Raw genomic sequence first — 20,296 nt, 5'->3', positions numbered from 1 at the left:
GAGAGGGCACTGAGATGAATCCCATTCTGCTTCTAGCGCAGTCGCTTCCTACCGCGAGCTCCGGCGTCGATTGGCTCTACCAGTTCACCAACAATCTCACCAATCTCACGACGCAGAATGGCGGTGCCCTCACCCAGCTCGGCATGACGGAGTTGAGCTGCATCTCGCTCTTCATGCTGATCAGCATGGTCGTCAACTGGAGCACCAGTTCGATGACCTTCCGCCTGCACCATCACCCGGTACAGGCGGGGGATCTGGTGAAGTTCCTGATGCAGCTCATCATCTGCTGTCTGCTGGAAAGTTACTGGGTCAATCCGTTCCCCGGTGCGAGCTTCGGAATGAACCATCTCTTCTCCTATATAGCGCAGGCGATGGTTGCAGCGTTCGATCAGAGTTCCCTGAACACTTTGCTTCAACTGATCAAGACTGCGGGAGATCAGACAGCTATGCCGTCGATGATGGCACCGACGCAAATCCTGTGTTATTTCTTTGTGCAGGGACTGCTAGGGCTGGCGTCCGCGATCCTCTTTCTGATCAACTGCAGCTCCTTCATCCTGTACGGTGTGACCGCTCTGTTCGGTCCGGTTTTCGTGCCGCTCCTGATGACGAGGACCTTCCGAGCCAAGTTTTTCCACTTCCTGGACGTGCTCATCAGCTTCGCGATGATTCGTGCCGTGGCTGCCGCCTTCATCTTCGTGTGGGCCGGCTTCCTGAACGGCTTCATCCAGCAGACCTTCAACAGCAATTACTCGATGGAGATGTGGCTCGCCAATCTCATCCCCTGCACGATGGTCTTCATCGCGTTCATCATCAATATGCTCTTCATTCCCAGCATGACGCAGGCGATCTTTGGGGGAGCCGCAGGGATGGCTGGGAGTGTAGGGAGCGCTGTCAGCAATCTGATTTCTACAGCAATCGCCTCTGGAGCTGCGTAGACCATGTTCAGATATCACATTCATGCATTAGCCCTCAGACGATTGGGTCTTACCCGACCAATTCGCTTGATACTACTTATCGTCTTTCTCGGCTGCTTCATCGTTGGCTTGATCTACGCAGCGATTGTCTTCAACGCGCTCAATGAGAGGAGTCGTGACCATCATGTCATCTCACACATTGCCAACTGAATTGCCGTTGACGCCTCGTCAATCCCTTCTCGCTGATCAGATAGGAAACGAGGTCTATGCGTCGCACTATGCCGAGCGGAGACTGAGCCGTTTCGTGATCGGTGTAGAGACGGTCTTGCTCCTTGGATCCATGGGATTGATCTTCGCGTTGGCGCATCGTCCCATCGCCAATCGCTACATCCGCATCGACGAGATGGGGCGTGCGCAAGCCATCGCTTACAGCGATTTGAACTATAGCCCTCGCGAAGGCGAGGTCCGCACGTACCTGACGGACTGGGCAAATTACCGGTACACCATCAGCCGCGAGGTAATCGCGAAGAAGTATCCGCTGAACTATTACTTCCTCTCACAGGCGATGGCGTCTCAACTCATGACCCAAGACAATCAGAATCACCTTGTCTCGCAGGTCGTCTCGGGTGAGATCGAGCAGAGCGATGTGGAGGTCAAGAATGTGACCATCACCTCCATGTCCCAGGAGACGGTGCAGGGGGCCGTGTTGTCACGCGGAACCGCCCTTGTGGTCATCGACAAGCTCTATTCTCCGCGCAACTCTCACGAACCACGAACAGAACATTGGATGGTCAGCGTTACCTACTACCTCGATCCGAAGCAAGTGAACGAAGAGGCAAGGATCTTCCCCAAGTTCGAGACCATCAATCCCCTAGGCCTGACGATCACGGAGTTCCATGAGAACCGGCTCTCCGTCGATCCCATCGCGCCGGGTGAAGCCGATGCGTCGCAGGGAACTCTAAATGCTGGAGCGACGCGATGAGCTACGATCTGATCCTGCCGTTCTTCCCGGAGGAACTGCGCGAACTTCTGCTCGATCCTTCGATTGCGGATTTGATGATCAATGGGACGACAGGTGTCTTCGCCGACCGTGGTGGTGTCGTGCAAGAAATCAAGCTCTCGCAGCCATACTCTAACGATCGCTTGCAGGCAGCGATTGAGCGCGTCGCCCGTCTGCTGGGGCAAGACCTGACCAGCCAGAATCCGATACTCAATACCCGCCTGCCCGACGGCTCCCGCGTCGCCGTCGTCGGCTCACCCTCGTCCATCAACGGGCCTACGCTCACCATCCGTAAATTCAATCGCTGGTACAGCTCAGACGAACTCATCGCATCGGGCAGCTTGCCGGTCGAAGTTAGGGATACCGTCATCGGCTTCATCAATGAGAAGAAGAACGGCATCATCAGCGGCGGAACCGGGTCAGGGAAGACGACGCTTTTGAAAAGCTTGCTCGACCACATACCGCAGAACGAACGGCTCATCATCATCGAGCAACCGGCAGAGCTCAAGATCTCGCATCCGAATGCCGTTCGCTGGGAAGCCGTGGCTGAGATACCAGGGCAGGTTGCCATCACGCCGAGTGAGCTATTAGCGGCAGCTCTTCGTCATCGTCCGGACCGGATCATCATGGGTGAGATTCGGGATGAATGTGGCTATGACCTGCTGCAGGCGATGAATACAGGCCATGGTGGGACACTTTCCACCATCCACGCAAAGTCCGCATGGGACGCCCTCAATCGACTCTCCGATCTTGCATTGAGTGCGCGAGCCAATCTGAATCACGCCTTCGTGCGATCGGAGACGGCGGAAGCCATCGACTTCGTGCTCTATTGCGAGCGCGACCAAACAGGCCGACGCAGGGTACGTGAGCTGGTGAAGGTGAAGGGATACGCCCACGCCGACCAAAGCTTCCTGACGGAGGATATCTACCGGGCTCCGGCGGCCTGAGTAGCAGCAATCAAGCTTTAGAAACGAACCCGAATCTGAGATCAATCCCATGCTCCTTCAAGCGGCTCATGCAGCTGCACGACCCAACTCGTCTCTGAAAACGCCCGGCGTGCTGAACGCGATCAGTCGAGGACGCAACGGAGCTTGCTCAAAACCGTCCTTCCACGGAGCGGTTGTGGTTTGCGATGAGGCTGCGGATTGGTGGAACCTTTGCCGCCAGGAAGGGATGGGTGCTAGTGGTGCATCGGGGAGACTGCCGTCCCGTTCCCCGTCCTCTACTCGGGATCACGCTTCGGGGCCTATCCGGCGCCCTGCGGCTCGGCGCTCTTCTGCTTCGACTGCGTCGCCCTCCGGGTTACGGTTTCCGTCTACGACGGACCCTCCGCAAATGCAGAGCTTGGCACTTGGGAGCCGGGCCCTCTCGCTGGGCTTCGCCAGGTGTGACCCGAGCAGGATACGGGCAAATCAACGAAACGGAGATCACCACCATGTACCAGAACAAAGTCACCCTCATCGGCTTCCTCGGCAACGACGCAGAGGTTCGCACCAACAACGACCGCAGCCTCACCACACTCTCGGTCGCAACCCAGAGCTCCTATAAGAAGGACGGTAAGTACATCTCGCACACCGAGTGGCACCGTTGCGTGGCCTTCGGCAAGCTCGGCGAGTTCGCAGGCACGCTCAAGAAGGGCGCTCATATCCGGATTGAAGGCGAGTTGCGCAGCCGCAAGTACCTACCCGCCAAGGTCGGCAAGAAGCAGCCGGATGAGAGGACCATCTGGGAGATCCGGGTGGGCTCGATTCTGAAGCTGGATCGCGCCGCCAAGGCGACGCCCGAAGAGCAAGAGCAGGACGCTGCCCAGCAGGAGGAAGCGGCCTTCTAGGCCGTTTCCTTACCCCTTCACCGGAAGCTCGGCTCACGCCGGGCTTCCACACCGTTGAGGTTTCGCAATGAACTTCGAAGTCGCTCGCGAGTTCCTAACCCGTAGCTTCCACCCTCAAGAGACGATCGCAGTCCTTCAGCGGCGTGAAGCGCCAACCAAGGTGACACAGAGGATCGTCAGTTTGGAGACAGTGCTTACCTACCGATATCTCGCGTGGCTGTCACACCAGAATGCCGATGGCATGAACATCTATGTCGGTGCGAATCCGCTTCGGCCTGGAAGCCGGAAGCGGACGAAGGAAAGCATTGCCTGCGTGCGGCATCTCTATCTGGACATCGACGCGGATGGGGAAGCTCGTCTCGGCGAGCTTCTGGATTCCGATTCGGTGCCGACGCCGAATGTCGTTCTCTCCACATCGCCCAACAAGTATCAGGTGCTTTGGTGTGTCGATGGGTTCGACTTCGAGACGCAGGAATCGACCCTCAAACAGCTCTCCGTGGCGTTTGGTGGCGATCCGGCTTGCACGGACTGCAACCGGGTTCTGCGCATCCCTGGCTTCGTGAACTGCAAGTACACGCCGCAGCATGTTGTGTCCGCCCAGTATCCGAGTTCTAAGGTCTGGACATCTGCGGACTTCCGTCTCGCAGAGGTGGAACCTATCGCCGAACGCACACCGGCCTCGATCTCGGTTCGACGGGCCCCATCGAAGGGAAGCTCATCGGAGAACGATTGGGCCTGGGTGTGTGGCCAATTGAAGAACGGTGCGGAGGCGATGCAGCTTACGCGCGATCTCGCTTCCCGCCGCTCCGATAAGCCCAATCCTCTCTATTACGCGCAGCGCACGGTCGACGTCGCTTCCGCCAAGCTCTGGGTCATCGGAGGCATCCCCAGCGAGGATATCGTGACCATGCTTCAGTTTCGCCGCGAGCTAGAGATACCTGCCAGAACTTGTGCTTCGCGTGCGCGAGAGATAACCGACACAGCACTGCGCATGCTGGGTCGCCGAAAGATTGCATAACCATCCCCGAAGGAGAACCCCAATGCCATTACTGGAAGTAATACAAACACGACAGATCAGCGCTTCCATTCGACTCACTGAAACCACCGCGACGCAGGTGGATCAATATGCCTCTTTCATCCGTGCTTCCGCCGACGATGTCGTCGAGCAGGCGCTTGCGTATGTATTCACCAAAGACCGCGACTTCCAGGAGTTCCTGAAGTCGCCCGAAGCGCGAAAGGTTTCATCCACGCTTCGTATCCGCAAAGCGCCAGCGATTGAGGGAGGGGAAGTAGCCGCAAAGAAGCCCGCTACGGAGACATCATCGGTGGCACCCAGCAGTGCTGTTGCGGCAGGTTCGAAGGTATGAGCCTCCGTATGAATCAGAGCCAAAGCAGTCACGGTGCTGCGCACCGGAAGAAGATTGACACTCCACCCCTGATAGGGAGCTGTTTAGCTCCCTGCGGGAGCTAATGGGTTCCCACTGAAACACCAGAACATAACAGAATGCCGGGAGCCTATTAGCTCCCTGAGCTTTCGGAGATGGAGAGCAAGAACGATGCCTACTTTAGATACCGAACGGCCAGTGAAAAGGGGTTCGCTCCGGGGTCGCGAGAGTCGTAATCAGACGCTCAGCACCAAGCTCACGGAGACGGAATATCGGACGGTCGAGAACGCGTCGGCTGCCGATGGCAAGACAACCGGGGAGTGGCTTCGCGACCTTACTCTCCGCAGCCTCCGTAGCGGAGCGAACGATACAGAGCTAATTGCTCTGTCAGAGATCGTCGGGGTACGGCTTCTCCTAGTCAACGTTCTTCGTTCACTCGGAACCGGACAACGAATGACCGCCGAGGCGTTCGACAAGTTGGTGAATGAGATTGGGGCGACCAAGTACGACCTTGCTACCAAGCTCATCGCAGAAAGGAGGAGGTAATTATGGCAAAGACTGTTTGGGGTCGAAAAGAGACCGTCATTTGGCCGCGCCACATGCCGATCTTCACATATGCAGTAGCCTTTGGTGTCGCATTTCTGACCTTCATCGCTGTCTGTGTTCGCATCCATCTGGCGACGCCCTTGCAACGGTATTGCCTATCCGCCTACGAGCGGTCCTCAGCTTTCGGCTCTGTCATGAAGAGCCACAAAAGCACCTATCGTCTGCTCTTCGTGGGTGGCGCGCGAAGCACTCCGCGCCCCGCCATGAACGATGACGTAGTTCTCGGCAAGACTGAGGACTCGGGCGGCCAGCTCATACCGCTCGCTCTGTCCGCAGACGCTCGCGATCGCAGCTGTTCGCTCCTGTTTCGGGCACCCGCAAGGAGCTACGTGGATGCCCGGTTCAGCCTTTATCTGAAGGGTGTCGTCTTCGAAGGGATGACGCTCTTCGCATTCTTCGAGCCCCCCGTTCTTGGCGGCGGAGTTCTGTTCCTGGTCCTATTGCCGATCGCATGTTTCAAGGATGTTCAGCGACAGAAACAGTTGAAGTATGGGCGCCGCCTCAAGGGCCCAGAGATGCTAACGCCGCAGCAGTTCAACAAGACTGTGAAGGGTGATGGAGTCGGTTTCAAGACGAACGATATGACGCCTATGCTCCGCATCCCCATGCGTGCCGAGGCACAGCATATGCAGATCATCGGGGACACCGGCGCTGGCAAGTCCGCGCTGATGTTTCAGGTGCTCCGCCAAGTCCAAAGTCGGGGCGATGCAGCCATCGTGTATGACCCCGCCCGTGAGTTCGTAAAGCGCTTCTATAACCCTTCGCGTGGCGATGTCATTTTGAATCCGCTCGACAAGCGCTGCCCCTATTGGGGGCCAGCTGACGAACTGCGTAGCCGGTCTGAAGCAAAGGCTCTTGCGGCTTCCTTATTCCAGCCACCGCAGGACAAAAAGGGCGAGTTCTTCATCGAATCGCCGCAGAAGATTTTTGCCTTCCTCATGGCCTACGGCCCGACGCCGGAGGAGTTGATCGACTGGATGTCAAACCCGGAGGAGATCGACCGCAGGCTCAAAGGAACCGAGCACGCCCACCTCATTGACTCTCGCGCACATCAACAAAGAGCAGGTGTGCTGGCGTCTCTCGGTCTGGTCGCAGATAGCCTGCGCCTCTTGCCAAAGTCGAGCGAAGGAAATGGATCGTGGACGGCCACCGAGTGGGCCGAGAAGCGGCAGGGATGGATATTTCTCACGTCTCTTCCAGCAGAGCGAGAAGCTCTTCGTCCCCTTCAGAGCTTATGGATTGATTGGCTGGTATTGCGTCTCCTGAACGAGCCCAAAGAGGCACAGCGCCGTGTGTGGTTTGTCATCGACGAGTTGGCGAGCCTGCAGAAGTTGCCCCAGCTTCACACGGCCATCACAGAAGCCCGAAAGAGCCGCAATCCTGTGGTGCTGGGCTTCCAAGGAAAGGCTCAGCTCGAATACCTGTACGGCCACATGGCGGAGGTCATGCTGTCCCAACCAGCAACCAGTGTTTGGCTCACAACGAAGGAGCCCAAGGCCGGTCAGTGGGTGAGCGAATTCATCGGCAAAGTAGAGGTAGAGCGACTGCGCGAGACACACTTCGATGGCACCCGCGCAGGACGGAACTTCCAACTTGACCGTCAGGTGGAACCGCTTGTCTTGGAGTCTGAAATCTCCGGCCTTGCAGACCTGCACGCCTTCATGAAGTACCAGAACTATGTCACGCGCTTCTCCTTTCCGTACTTCGACATGCCCGTCGTGGCGAATGGATTCGAGGCTCGCGAGCGCCCCGACGACAAGTTGCCGTACCAGCCCAAACGGACAGGCAGTGTCGATCCTGTTCCGGTTGAATTGAAGCAAGAGCCGGAACCGTCCTCGCCCAGAACCTCTGACGGAATCTCCGAGGTCGAGGAGATCGAGCCGGAGTTTACGTTGACTCCCGATGACGATGTTCAGAACCTCATCACACGCGGATAAGAGGACGCCATGCTGACGATATCTAAACCGCTTTCTTCTACTCAGGCTCAGACTTATCACGCCAAAGAGTTCACCGCCGCAGAGCAGAATTATTGGAAGCAGGGAGACACCATCCAAGGGGAATGGCGTGGCAAGCTAGCCGAGGAGTTTGGCCTCTCTGGCGGGGTGGGTGCCTTGGAGTTTTCCCGCTTGGCCGAAGGCCAACATCCTGCGACCGGCGAACAGCTCGTGCAGCATCGTGTCGCCCATGAATACAAGACGGACGACGGGCGGACCGTTACGCCCGTCGAGCATCGTGCCGGTTGGGACGCTACCTTCTCTGCGCCGAAATCTGTTTCTCTGACAGCTCTCGTGGGCGGCGATGACGAGGTTCGCGAGGCACACCGTAGGGCCGTTGCCTTCGCTCTTAGCGAACTGGAGCACTATACGCAGGCCCGCATCGGCGGCAACCATGCCCCCGAATCCACCGGGCGATTCGTTGCCGCCACTTTTGAGCATGACACCGCTCGCCCGGTCGACGGATATGCCGCGCCGCAGCTTCACACCCATTCGGTGATCTTCAATATGACAGAGCGCGAGGATGGAACCATGCGCGCGCTGCAACCGCGCAGTCTGTTCGAAACCCAGCAGTTCGCAACTGCCGTCTACCAATCCCATCTGACCTATCAACTCCGTTCGCTGGGGTATGAGATCGAGCCAGGGCGGAGCGGCGCGCCCGACATAAAAGGCTATTCACAGGAGTATCTTGATGCCTCCAGCCCGCGGCGGCAGCAGATCGTGGAGGCCGTCGCACGCAGCGGCTATTCAGGCCCGGAAGCCGCTCAGATTGCGGCACACAACACACGCGATGGAAAGCAGATACTGTCACCTGCTGAGGTCGTTGCGGCACATCGCCAGATCGCCGCCGAATATGGGAACCAGGCGGAAACCGTCGTCGCGGAAGCGCAATCAAGACGGAAAAGTAAAGCCCATCAAAGTTCACTTGAACAACGAACCCAGCAGGCTAGCTCAGCGCTGACCTTCGCCCGTGACAAAGGCTTCGAGCGTGAGGCAGTGCTAGACGAGCGAGCTATCTTCGTAGACGCCATGCGTCGCGGCATGGGTGAAATGACCTACCCGGAAGTTCGCGCCAATTTCGAAACCCGCGTTGCCTCTGGCGAGTTCCGCGAAGTGAATGGGAGCAAGCATTCGACAGGCCGGCACTTCACAACGGAAGGAACCATTCAGGCGGAGAAAGAGATTCTCCGCTCCGTTCGGGAGGGTCAAGGACAAGCGCCCCAGCTCATGTCGATTCAGGATGCGATTCCTCTCACGGATGCTCACCAGCGATTGAATGACACCCAGCGGAAAGCGATCGAACAGATACTCACCTCCCGCGATCAAGTCCAGGGTTTGCAGGGAAGCGCGGGTAGCGGGAAGACCAGCACCCTGGCCGTTATACGTCAGGGCGCAGAACAGAATGGGTACTCTGTGGAGGGTTTTGCGCCTACCTCCCGCGCGGCGCACCAGCTTAGAGAAGCAGGCATAACCGCCGACACTTTACAGGGCTTCATCGCCCGGCCTCGAAATACGAATGACCCTTCGCAAAAGCATCTTTATATGGTCGATGAATCGTCGCTCGCTTCGACGGAGCAGATGCGCGATTTTCTGAGAAAAATCGGCACCGACGACAAGGTTCTTCTGATCGGCGACGTCCGGCAGCACCAAGGCGTGGATGCCGGAAAACCGTTCGAGCAGCTGCAAGAATCAGGAATGCGGAGTGCTCTACTAGACCACATCGTTCGTCAACAAGACCCCGAGCTTCTGAAGGCAGTCGAACATCTCTCGAAAAACGAAACTGAGGTGGGCGTTCGGATGCTGCAACAGCAGGGGCGCGTCACCGAAATCGCCGAGGCAGAACAACGAATCTCGGCCATCGCGAAGTCCTATGCCGCCCATCCTGAGAACACCATCATCGTGTCGCCGGACAACGCCTCGCGACGAGCCTTGAATCAAGAGGTTCGTCGTGAGTTGCAGGAGGTTGGATTGCTGGATAAGGAAGATCGCTCGATCCGCGTGCTCACTCCACGCTCGGACATGACGGGTGCGGATCGGGCTTGGGCAGCACGGTACGAACCCGGCGATGTTCTTCATTACACCCGAGGGAGTAGAGAGAACGGCATCGAGGCTGGCAGTTACGCGCAGGTTGTGGCAACAGTTCCCAAAGACAATCTCGTAACGGTTCGGAAGCCCGACGGCGAACTCGCCACCTACGATCCTGCGCGGCTACGTGGAATCTCTGCCTACCGAGAAATCGAACGTGATTTTGCTATCGGAGACCGGATACAACTGACCGCACCGAATCGCGAGCTTGGTGTTGCGAACCGCGATCTCGGCACCATTCTGCGGTTTGGGGACGACGGACGCATCACGGTGAGCATGGACGGCGTCAAGAAAACGATCACCTTCGATCCACACGAGATGAGACATTTCGACCATGGGTATGCCGTTACCTCCCATAGCTCTCAGGGGCTTACATCGGAGCGGGTCCTCGTGAACATGGATACGCAAGTTCACCCAGAACTCATCAACAGCCGTTTTGCGTATGTTTCGGTTTCACGGGCTTCGTTCGACGCTCAAATCTTTACGAATAATGCGACCACACTCGCCGAATCCCTTAGCCGAGATGTGAGCAAAGCGTCCGCTGTTGAAGTTGGGAGCGCCCTCAAACCCGCGCTCATTCTTACACTCGAAAAGAATCAGACGACCGTCGCAAGCAATGGTCTTGGGCTTGCGTTATAGCGTAGTGCCTTTCCAGAAATGATGACCCTTTACCGGGTCTTTAGCCGCTCAAACTGCTCTGGCGTGAGCTTCAGCTCAATTCCGCGAAGGCCATTCCGCAACGCAACTTCGAGCCCTTGTTTCGACGCGAGGTCCCGCAACGCTCCCGCCCGCCCGGCGAGTTCTTGAGTCTTTCGACCGTCTGAAAAGGTCAGATCCCGTAGCCGATCGCTGCTACCCAGTGGCGTGAAACTGACGCGCCATATGCCCACACACGCTCGAATTTCATGTAGACACGGCTCATGATGGTCACGCCCTCTTAGGTTTCCGGTACTGCTCGCGACGTCCTTCGGCTCTGCGTACCCTGGCACGGATAGCACGCTCGTTGTCGGCTGGATCGTCAAACTCTTCCAACGGCGGGGGCGGCCCGAATGGTATGCGGGTGCGCTGCTCGAAGATCATCAGACCGTCCGGCTTCTGCATATCTCCGGCGATCTTCGCCAGAAGCCGATTTGGTGCAAGTCCGATGGAGCACCGAAGAGTTGTGCCTACCGTGCGTATCTCTCGCTTGATGGCGTATGCAATCTCCGTAGCCCGCACCAGATTGCGTTCCTTGCCGATGAGCTGACAGGCAAACTCATCGCAACTCATCACCGACTGCACGGGGACGCACCGCTCAATCGCTTCAATGATCTTGTGGTGATACTCGACATACAATCGTGGGCGGGCTTGTACAACAAAGAGATGAGGACACGCGATCTTGGCATCGGGGAGGTTGAAGCCGGTCTTGATGCCATACGCCTTTGCCTGATAGCTGGCAGCGATGCAGCACGCGTTGTCCGTTTCGATTGGCACAATGACAATCGCCTGGCCGCGCAGTTCCGGCACCAGCTCTTGCTCCACCGAAGCGAAGTAGGAGTTGAGATCCACGATCAGCCAATTCACGGTGCCTGCCATGATGAAGAGTTTAGGCGAATATAAAGCGAACATAAATTCACACGGCCCTACTCCCGCCACACCACAAGATGTTGTGGTGCGGCTCGCCCATTGACTGTCCACGGATCTGAGCCCTGACGCTCATAGGACTTGAAGGGTCGCAGATTATGTATTTGAAAATGTTGCACGTATAAACCATCGACCACATTTGCTGGCGCAAACCGCCTATGGTGCTTTAGCCTCGGTAAACTAGTCGAGAGTGAGCGAACGGATCCAGCCATCTTCCGAACATGCTCGTCTGCACGTGCGAGCGATCAGCGCTCGGAAGAGGTTGTGTGCGATCTGGAGTTACCACTACCGAGGCGGTGTTGAGCGACGCTACAGCGAGTCGTGTTCCGACGCTAAGGCGCTTAGCAGCTAGCGCCAAGAAATCTGGAGTCCTTCCTCTCCAGATTTGCAAAGATCTCATAAATGGAACCTCGCATGATCGAGGCCTTGGTCAATTCTTTGATACGCTGCCCAGCGAGGAGCGCCACTATTGGCTTGCCAGCCTTTATGCACTCCTCATGCCTACCGATCGGAGAAGAAAGCTTTCTGCCTATTTCACACCACCGCATCTGGCTAAGCATGCCCTCAAAGTGCTTACCGATAACGGCATCGTTCTGGGGCAGCACCGAATCCTCGACCCGGCCTCCGGTGGAGCAGCTTTTCTCGTTCCATTGGCCGCTAGCATTTCTAGACTGAAGAAGGATGCGGGCGCAAATGCTCGTCAAATCGTCGGTGCTGTCAACAAGACAATTGCCGGTATCGAGATTGAACCGGATTTAGCGGCCTTATCGAAACTTCTTCTGCGAGACGTTCTCAAGAATGAGACAGCTAGAACGAGCAAGCGCCTTAAGCCAGCGATCAAACAGCGAGACACCCTGGCGCTTCGCGCGAAACCGGTGTTCGACGCAGTCATTGTTAACCCACCATACGGAAGAGTATTTCGCGCACCTGCCACATTGCTGGACGAGTTCAAAGAGGTCATCACAGATGGTCATGTCAATCAATACGCGCTCTTTGCGCGCCAAGCACTCAGATGGGCTGTGCCTGGAGGACTGGTCTGCCTTATCGTTCCTATGTCGTTTCTCGGAGGGCCATATTTTTCCGCGCTTAGAAAGTTCCTTCTCAGCGAAAGTTCAATAATTAGCCTTGACCCCATCGAACAGCGCAGCGAACTCTTCATGGATGTTCTTTGTGACGTTTGCGTGCTCACACTGAGAAAACACGGGACGAAGAGACCAGCGCACGTTCCTACCAGCTCACTGCTTAAGCTCTGCGAACCCGCGAAACTTTTAGGCAACCTTGACGTTCCTACTGAGCCGTCCGAGCGGATTTGGGCGTTACCGAATGCCTTGCACCAAGAATCCTTCTTTGATTCTGCCTGCGAGTCATTGGAGGACTACGGCTACGTTGTCAAAACTGGTTATTTTGTTTGGAATAGGGAGCAAGACCGCTACCGCGTCGGAAGCTGTGCAAGACGTAGCGAAGTCCCTCTCTATTGGGCCCACAACATCAAAGCCAATGCAGCCTGCAAGCCTCTTGTCGATGGCAATGCGGACAAGAAGCAAAAGATTGGCTTCGCGGCAATAGGGCAGGACAGCCCCGCCGTAGTTACAACGGATGCCATCATCATGCAGCGAACCAGCAACAGTCGCCAAAGAAGGCGGCTTATCGCTGCGGTCGTGCGCCAATCGTCTGTTCCTGGGGGAAAGGGCTTTGTCTCCGAGAATCACACTTTGCTTGTTTTACCCCGCCCAGATACTGCCCAAAAGATAAGCCTCACGGTGCTCTGTCGTCTTTTGAACACCGAAGCGGTTGACTCCCGCTTTCGTCGGATCAGCGGTACGGTCAGCGTTTCGGTAAGCGCCTTGAAAGTTCTGCCTCTGCCGTCGCACTCACAGGTCAAAGTTGCGTTCGCTGGGAGTAAAGACGACGATCGGGCAGCAGATACGGCTTATGCACTCACGATGAAAGCAGCAACCGTTCCGCCAATTTCCCCAGTGGCTGGAGAAGAGCGATGACTGCGTTCGATAGCAAAACGGCTGCGCGCTCCTACTCCTCCCTCCCGGCTGTGGAGCCGTTAGAAACTTGTGCGCTGCGCCGCGATACTGATCCAGGAAACACTTGCGGCATCAATACCAATACTTCGGAAGCGCTCGAAGTATTGAACGCCGTCGTCGCAGAGCGTAAGAGCGTCGCCCTGTACATCGCTCCCGAACGTCTCTCCAGTCTTGCCACCCTTCATGCCTATGCCTGCCTACAAAGGCTGCCACGATGTTCCGACGAAGGCCTCACCAGTCTTCTATTTCCAGCCACGAGAAATAGTTTTTCTCCGCTGAAAGATGTGCTCGTAGATCGGGAATCGCTTTGCGTCAGCATTCAAGGCCCTTTGGCAAAGATCAACGTGCGTGAGCGTCAACCGTGGTCACGATTTGTGCTAGCGCTGCAGAGCTTGCATTCTGTCTTTCAACATAACAAGCGAAGTGCGACTCTCAAGGCCGCAATCCTAGCCGATGAGGCGCTGCAGCACCCAACGCTCTATGAGCTTTTTCCGCACGCGCTTATTCCCTCCGACGGCAGCAAGACCTACGACAAGAAATTCCTCGAACGCCTTCGACGGTACACCTGGATTAATCGGTCCAAACAAAGTATCGAGGCAGTTGACATCGCAACGACGCCCTTTCTTCTGATTGGAATTGGTTCTGACAATGGGACTGAGAAGCAACTACGAGATTCGGACTTGTTTCCACGTCGAGGCAAGCGACACCCGGATGTACTTCTGCTGGATCTGACGGATAAGCGCAAGAGAAGTCTCCAACTCGGATGGAAGGAGCAAGTAAACACACTGCTGAATGATCTGATCAACGTCTACGTTGAGGATGCACCTCCAGTGTTAGCCGTTAGCGACGACCTGTATGTCATCCAAGAGCTCCGCTATCAACTTCTAAACGACTACGATTCCTTGCGAGCTGAGGCTTACAGCACTCGGAGACCCCCGTCCGATTTCAAGGTCATTTTTAACTTTCAGCGCGATGATCTAACACCCACCATCCCTCTTCCTTCGTTCGTACCAAAAGTCGACGCACAGGTATTTGGCACAGATGGTCTCAGAGCCATCGAGGAAGGGCTGCGTCTCAGGCGTCAACTGATTCTGGCCGGAGAGGGAGAACTCGTTGATGCTGTTGCAAATACATGCAATGTCTTACGGAGACTACTCGCGTTGCCTGGGGAGCCCCGCTCACTGTCTCAGTTCCTGCATTCACTATATGAAGGCGCACGTCTCGAACGAATTGGAGCGAAGTATGACCACGTCGCGGCGCGGGCGCGACTGCTGCATGCCATTGACCACGGAGCTGGGGGCGCCTTCCAAGACCAGATCAAGCAGTTCGCCAAGACTTTTGATGCGATCATCGCCGCGCTTGAAAAATCACACCCAGCTAGGGGGCGTTTCGACAACTGTTTGCGGCGCGCCATTTCGAAAAGCGAGAGACTGCACATAGCCATGCCCAATGCGCTATCCCGTGACTTTGCGCTATGGCGAATCAAGAATGACCCTTTTCTGTTCGATGTGAGAATGAGCCCCGAACGCATCACTTTATTCTCAACGAAAGATGCTTTGCCGAGGAACAAGCCCGACGGATACTCTCGCCTGATCTTCTTCGAGCCTTATCTAGGGATACTTCTTAGAGTTCTCGGAGAGTCTGAACCCGTAACCGTAATTTCCATCATCAGCAATCATGCAAGTGCGGAACAGCTTTGCAGAGAGCTCAAGATTGCTCTTGAACTCGCAAAGCCGCATCCGTTTGCCCAGGTTCTCCTCCCGATTGAATCGGCACTCATGAACGGCGTTTCGACTCATCTCAGCGATATCGACGATCTCAGGAATGAAGTCCGTCCTGTTCGTCGTGGGATGTCGGATTTCACTGATCGTTATGAGAACTCTGGAACAGGACAAACTCGCGCAATCACACTGTCCAGCGGAATTATCATCAGGGTTTTCGACGGTTCGGAGATTCCGGTGTTCGAAGGCGACATCTCACATCCGTGGCACAAACTCCCAGCGCGAAATATTCGGGTAGGCGACGAGATCTGTCTTTTTCTACCGGAGCTTGTCGAAAACGTTAAGGAGATTCTGAAACTCTCCGCTCATGCTACAGATTTTCTTGCGGAGTATCACAAGACGGTTTCCAAGGCAGCCGCTAATCTCTCGGGAAGTGATCTAAACGATAAGGCCGTCGCCTTGCGCGACCGGATACTCGATCTCGATCCCAATGCTGACCTTCCGTCACTTGCGACTCTACGCCGTTGGATAGAGGTCGAAAAGTTGCTCGCTCTGCCAAGGGACCAAGTGCGCCCACACGCCCCCGGCAAGAAAGAACACTATGATCTCCTCATGCGCGCGTTGAATGTTTCAGACTTCTTAGCCAATTTGTTATGGGAAGACGGAGTCTTCGGCACCCGGTCAGCACGAATCAAGAGTGGCAACTTCATACACCAACTCTTGATGACAACCTTAATCGACCCGGAATCCGTTGCGTCGCGCTTACCTCAAATCTCAGCCGTTGACTTGTGGAGGGTTGCACAGACAGCGGAAGAATACGTCGAAACGGTTATATCTAATGAGGCTATCGGATGAAAATAGCAGACCTACAAAAGCAGCCTGACGCTCTCCAGAAACGCCTTACCGATGCCAAAGAGGGTATTACTGACGCGCTTCTGAACCTCACATGGCAGCGTGTTAGTGGCACCGGAGTTGATGGAGAAGTCGTCTTCGGCGCTAAGCCCTCCATGAAGTTTGTTTCAGGGTTTCTTCTGCCCCGATTCGAGAGCTCAGGGGAGGATGAGACATCCGACATTCATCTGAGCACGCACGGCTTGGATTTCCAGATTTCAAGCACTGCTTCCGAAAAGATAACGATTGCTCCTCGCTTCGCAATCTACATTCGCGCCCTGCCGTCTTGGGTTGAACTGCATACGGAAGCTAATGGCATCTACCCTAGACCGAATCTTAAGAAATCCGTCGAACTTGCCGTAACGACCGAGACGCGAGCTCGCATTCAGATAGCACGCGATGAGGACAAATTGAAAAAGGAGTCGGACCGCAGAAACCTCCGGACTCTTAAACAAGAAATCTATCGCGCTTTACTGGCTCTGCAGGGAGTTCGTGTTGCACCCAACGAGATTTTGACGGAAAATCCAGATCGAACACCACAAGGACAGGACAGCCAACTCTCGTCCGCCGAAAACCCTACGACATCGGAAGATTCAGCTAATGCCGACGGCCCCGAGAGACTAGAAGCCAATCGCGGCTCATACACATTCGACACGGACGCCTCGGCGCAGTCAGTAGACGTTCCGGAAAAGTGGCAGAGAATCGACATCCCGTTAGAGCCTTGCGTCATCGAGACGTTATCGAATGAGAGTGCTCAAAGAGCGGCTGATATCTGGTCCATGGCTTTGCCGAAGACGGTCGCCCACGCCGTCTCACAATGGCTTGCAACACCGTATGGTGCAGACTGGGGCTACAGGCCTGCGAAGATCTTGCCGAGTAATTTTCGATCGCAAGGAGATTGGAATCTTTTTCTTATTAACCTCCGCAAGACTCCGGTTGTCCTCAGTGACATTCTCCCCAATCTCACCGATGTTCGCCTCTACGTCGAGATCGCCGCAGACCTCAGAGATGCTGGGAGAAAGAACGTACGAATCCTCCTTGAGAATAATGCTACTGACGCTCCTAGCAGGCAGAGTGATCGATATGAGCACGCCATTCATCAAGTATCAATCGCTGTTTCACTACCTACACGAATTCACAGGCCGCTTAAACTTGATCGCGTCGAACCGTCCTACAGATTCCGGAACTTTCTCTCCTATGCCGCCATTGGTGTTAACTGTGGAGTATCTTCCGCCACAGACTCTGACCACGACACTCTGAGCCTTCACACGACATGGATGCCCAGATACGTCCAACCCCGGATCGTTCCCACCGCAGTCCCTGGACTTCCCACAAATTTTGCAGAGCTCGGTCAGAGCGGCTTCGATCCGGCCTCGCTCCATGCACTGACCACCGCATATCAGTCGTGGATTCAAGAGCAGCAGACGACCCTAGATCCTGCTGAAGGGACGGACGACGCAGAGAGTGCGGACCGGGAGCGACGCCGTTTCCATGATGACCTCACGAAGTACGAGCGGGAAGTCGAAAGGATCAATCTGGGTATCCGGCTGCTAGAAACCTCCGCCGCAAAATTTCAAGATAATCCTAGTAGTCGTGAAGCTATCCCATATCGAGCGTGGTTGCTACTGAACAGAACGTTTGAGAGCGCCGGAAAAGCGAAGGGTATCGAATCTTGGCGCCTCTTTCAGTTGGCTTTCATCCTTGCTCACATCCCCACACTTGCATCACGCATGCCCGAGTTCGCTAATTCAGAATGGTTCAATCTCGAGTTCGATGAAGAAACGGCGACGCTGCTCTACTTCCCAACGGGTGGAGGTAAATCTGAAGCTTTTTTCGGACTCCTGATTTTCAATCTCTTTCTTGATCGCCTAAGAGGCAAGAAATTTGGTGTTACCGCCCTGTTGCGATACCCCCTGCGACTCCTCACCCTACAGCAGGCCCAACGACTATTAGCTATTCTCATCCAGGCAGAGTACATACGAAGGCATGAACATCTCGATGGTCAACCGTTCGAAATCGGTTTTTGGGTCGGAAACGGAAACACGCCAAACCGAGCAGATGACGACAAGCTTGATCCGGTGCCAGATGCCGTCTTGGGGAAGTACAGTTCCGACTCATCGGCCACAACAGAGTATGACGAAGTCAATAAGAGCTTCAACAAGGTAGCAAATTGCCCGAGCTGCGGGTGGATGACCGGACTGCGCCGGTTAAAATACCGCACCGCAAAAGAGATCGCAATTGTCTGCTTTAATCCCGATTGTCAATGGAACAAGACGACTTCTTGGCAGCCGCTGCCGTTCCTGATCGTAGACTCGGATATCTATCGTCATGCGCCATCGGTAATCCTTGGCGTAATCGACAAGCTAGCGCTCATCGGCCAACACCCGAGCACGATAAACAGAGTAATGGGCATGTTCGGCCTTGCCAAATGGGTTGAACAAGGAACCCCTCGAATTGTTTCCCCCAAAAGAGAAGAGCTTCGAGACGGCGCGGCGCCGAGCGGATGCGAAGAAGTTTGCCCATCGTTCTCGCGTGGATCTGAGCTTTTTGTTGACCCTTTTCCATCCCTGATCATTCAAGACGAGGCACACTTGCTCGAAGAAAGCTTGGGCACGTTCGCAGGACTCTTTGAGACCCTGTTGGAAGAACTTTTCAATAGAACATCCAAACTTCTAGGCTCACGTGTTGCTCGTCAGCCTTTCGCGCAAAACAAACCAAGACTTCCTAAAGTCATCGCCGCCACAGCGACCGTCAGCGTTCCACAGCAGCAGTTCGGGGCGCTCTACCAGCGACGCCACGCTCACTTTCCTTATCCTGGCACCTCTATCTATGAGTCTTTTTACTCCCGGCCGGCAGAGGCTACGCAAGCGTCACGCCGCGGTATTGGTGGGAACAGTCCCATGAAGCCCGAGCTTGCTTCTCCCTGGATGCGGCTTTACGTCTCGCTGATGACGAATGGAAGGACGCATACTGTCACGACCGTGAATGTTCTTTCCGCTTACCACCTCGCCATCACGGAGTTGTGGACAGATCTCCAGAGCGGCACGAATCGAGACGCGGCAATAAAACGCCTGATTGATAACGTAGGCCCAAGCAACCTCGCGCATTTTCAGCAAGAAGCTATCCGCGAAATTGCACACCACAGCACGGACCTCCTCGCAACCCTTCTCGATCTCATGCGAATTTCACTGACATACGTCACCAACAAGAAGGGTGGCGACCAGGTCATCGATGCGTTTCGGGATGAAGTAGTGAAGATGCACACCGCTTACGCGAGGCCTCTCCTGCAACTGCAGACCGAACTGATATCCGGAGGAGTAGACGTTGCAGAGATTCAGCAGATCATGCGTGCGGCGCAGGGATCGCAGCAACCTGGAGATGATTTTCCAGACTTGGACGCAACACTGAGAAGCATCGTCGCTACTTCGGCCATTTCGCACGGCGTAGACGTTGACAAGTTTAATGCAATGTTCTTCGCTGGTATGCCTACGGACATCGCAGAGTTCATCCAAGCATCGTCACGCGTGGGTAGGTCTCACGTGGGATTTTGCCTGCTGATTCCTACTCCTCATGCCCGACGTGACCGCTACATAGTTGAGACTCACGACATCTTCCACCGATTCCTTGAGCGGATGATTGCTCCGCCAGCAATCACACGATGGGCGGCAGCAGCACATGATCGCATCCTTGCAAGCCTGTTCCAGGCATGGCTATGCGGGTGGGTTGAGCAGTACTTGTTTGTAAACGCAAAGGATACAGATAAAGACCGCACCCTCACCTTCCAGACAGTAAATGATGTCAATCGTCTTCTCACTCAGAACGACTATCCAAGGGCGGTAAACGACTTCATGGACTTCGCTGTGTCTGCGATCGGTGTGCACGGAAGAGGATTTTCAAAGATTGGCTCATCGCAACGTCCGGACTTTTACGAAAGCCGCATGAGGAATCAAGCTAAGCAACTGATTGATGAGTTTCGACGTTTGTATACAACTACGAGATTGAGCGAGTACTGGCAGATGCCAGGTTTTGCTAGACCGCCAATGACCTCGCTTCGCGATATTGACGAGGCTGCTAGATTCGTGTTGTCCCGAGAATACGGTCCTAAATCAAAGACTGATGACGAGAAGAAAGTACTGCGAGCCGCGCTGAGAATCGTGAGAAATCAGAACGGTCGAGTAGCTGAATTGGACGACGACGAGGATTAGAGACC

The 20,296-nt window shown here is 55.3% G+C and carries 13 protein-coding genes; 12 read left to right on the top strand and 1 reads right to left on the bottom strand.

Going from position 1 to position 20,296, the window contains the following annotated elements; genetic code table 11:
• Nucleotides 1-14 precede the first annotated feature (14 nt).
• The 9 genes from OHL14_RS06250 to mobF all read left to right on the top strand — a co-directional run bounded on the left by OHL14_RS06250 (nt 15) and on the right by mobF (nt 10,454).
• Entirely contained in the window at nt 15-935 is a 921-nt protein-coding gene (locus OHL14_RS06250) for a hypothetical protein (protein ID WP_263378474.1), read from the top strand.
• A 163-nt stretch (nt 936-1,098) separates the two neighbouring features.
• Entirely contained in the window at nt 1,099-1,896 is a 798-nt protein-coding gene (locus OHL14_RS06245) for a type IV secretion system protein (protein WP_263378473.1), read from the top strand.
• A complete protein-coding gene (locus tag OHL14_RS06240) occupies nt 1,893-2,861 on the top strand; it encodes a CpaF family protein (protein WP_263378472.1) in 969 nt (322 codons plus the stop codon). The genes OHL14_RS06245 and OHL14_RS06240 overlap by 4 nt, the downstream gene beginning before the upstream one ends.
• A gap of 488 nt (nt 2,862-3,349) precedes the next feature.
• Nucleotides 3,350-3,745 carry a single-stranded DNA-binding protein gene (locus OHL14_RS06235; protein ID WP_263378471.1) on the top strand — a complete coding sequence of 132 codons (396 nt, stop codon included), beginning with the start codon at nt 3,350-3,352 and terminating at the stop codon, nt 3,743-3,745.
• A gap of 67 nt (nt 3,746-3,812) precedes the next feature.
• Nucleotides 3,813-4,763 carry a RepB family DNA primase gene (locus OHL14_RS06230; protein WP_263378470.1) on the top strand — a complete coding sequence of 317 codons (951 nt, stop codon included), beginning with the start codon at nt 3,813-3,815 and terminating at the stop codon, nt 4,761-4,763.
• Nucleotides 4,764-4,785: 22 nt separating this feature from the next.
• Nucleotides 4,786-5,112, top strand: coding sequence for a hypothetical protein (locus OHL14_RS06225; RefSeq protein ID WP_263378469.1), 327 nt, complete (start codon nt 4,786-4,788; stop codon nt 5,110-5,112).
• Between the two features lie 189 nt (nt 5,113-5,301).
• The gene (locus tag OHL14_RS06220; RefSeq protein ID WP_263378468.1) at nt 5,302-5,676 is read left to right on the top strand and encodes a hypothetical protein; all 375 of its coding nucleotides are present in this window, start codon (nt 5,302-5,304) and stop codon (nt 5,674-5,676) included.
• 2 nt (nt 5,677-5,678) lie between these two features.
• Nucleotides 5,679-7,673 carry a type IV secretion system DNA-binding domain-containing protein gene (locus OHL14_RS06215; protein WP_263378467.1) on the top strand — a complete coding sequence of 665 codons (1,995 nt, stop codon included), beginning with the start codon at nt 5,679-5,681 and terminating at the stop codon, nt 7,671-7,673.
• A 9-nt stretch (nt 7,674-7,682) separates the two neighbouring features.
• On the top strand, nt 7,683-10,454 hold the full coding sequence (mobF, locus tag OHL14_RS06210) for a MobF family relaxase (RefSeq protein ID WP_263378466.1): 2,772 nt from the start codon (nt 7,683-7,685) through the stop codon (nt 10,452-10,454).
• 288 nt (nt 10,455-10,742) lie between these two features.
• Here mobF and OHL14_RS06205 read toward each other — a convergent pair whose 3' ends face one another.
• Nucleotides 10,743-11,390, bottom strand: coding sequence for a Y-family DNA polymerase (locus tag OHL14_RS06205; protein ID WP_263378465.1), 648 nt, complete (start codon nt 11,388-11,390; stop codon nt 10,743-10,745).
• Nucleotides 11,391-11,935: 545 nt separating this feature from the next.
• Between OHL14_RS06205 and OHL14_RS06200 the strand changes: the two genes are divergently transcribed.
• From OHL14_RS06200 to OHL14_RS06190, 3 genes are read left to right on the top strand one after another with little or no spacing between them, the layout of a single operon-like run.
• A complete protein-coding gene (locus OHL14_RS06200) occupies nt 11,936-13,435 on the top strand; it encodes a BREX-1 system adenine-specific DNA-methyltransferase PglX (protein ID WP_263378464.1) in 1,500 nt (499 codons plus the stop codon).
• Nucleotides 13,432-16,050 carry a hypothetical protein gene (locus OHL14_RS06195; RefSeq protein ID WP_263378463.1) on the top strand — a complete coding sequence of 873 codons (2,619 nt, stop codon included), beginning with the start codon at nt 13,432-13,434 and terminating at the stop codon, nt 16,048-16,050. The genes OHL14_RS06200 and OHL14_RS06195 overlap by 4 nt, the downstream gene beginning before the upstream one ends.
• Nucleotides 16,047-20,291 (top strand): helicase-related protein, encoded by a 4,245-nt coding sequence (locus OHL14_RS06190; protein ID WP_263378462.1) that lies wholly within the window; start codon nt 16,047-16,049, stop codon nt 20,289-20,291. Before OHL14_RS06195 ends, OHL14_RS06190 begins: the two co-directional genes overlap by 4 nt.
• The last annotated feature ends 5 nt before the right edge of the window (nt 20,292-20,296 follow it).

The sequence above is a fragment of the Granulicella paludicola genome (assembly GCF_025685545.1).
GTDB classification, from domain to species: domain Bacteria; phylum Acidobacteriota; class Terriglobia; order Terriglobales; family Acidobacteriaceae; genus Granulicella; species Granulicella paludicola.
Note: the sequence above shows the minus strand (reverse complement) of the source record. Positions and strands in the feature narration are given on the sequence as shown.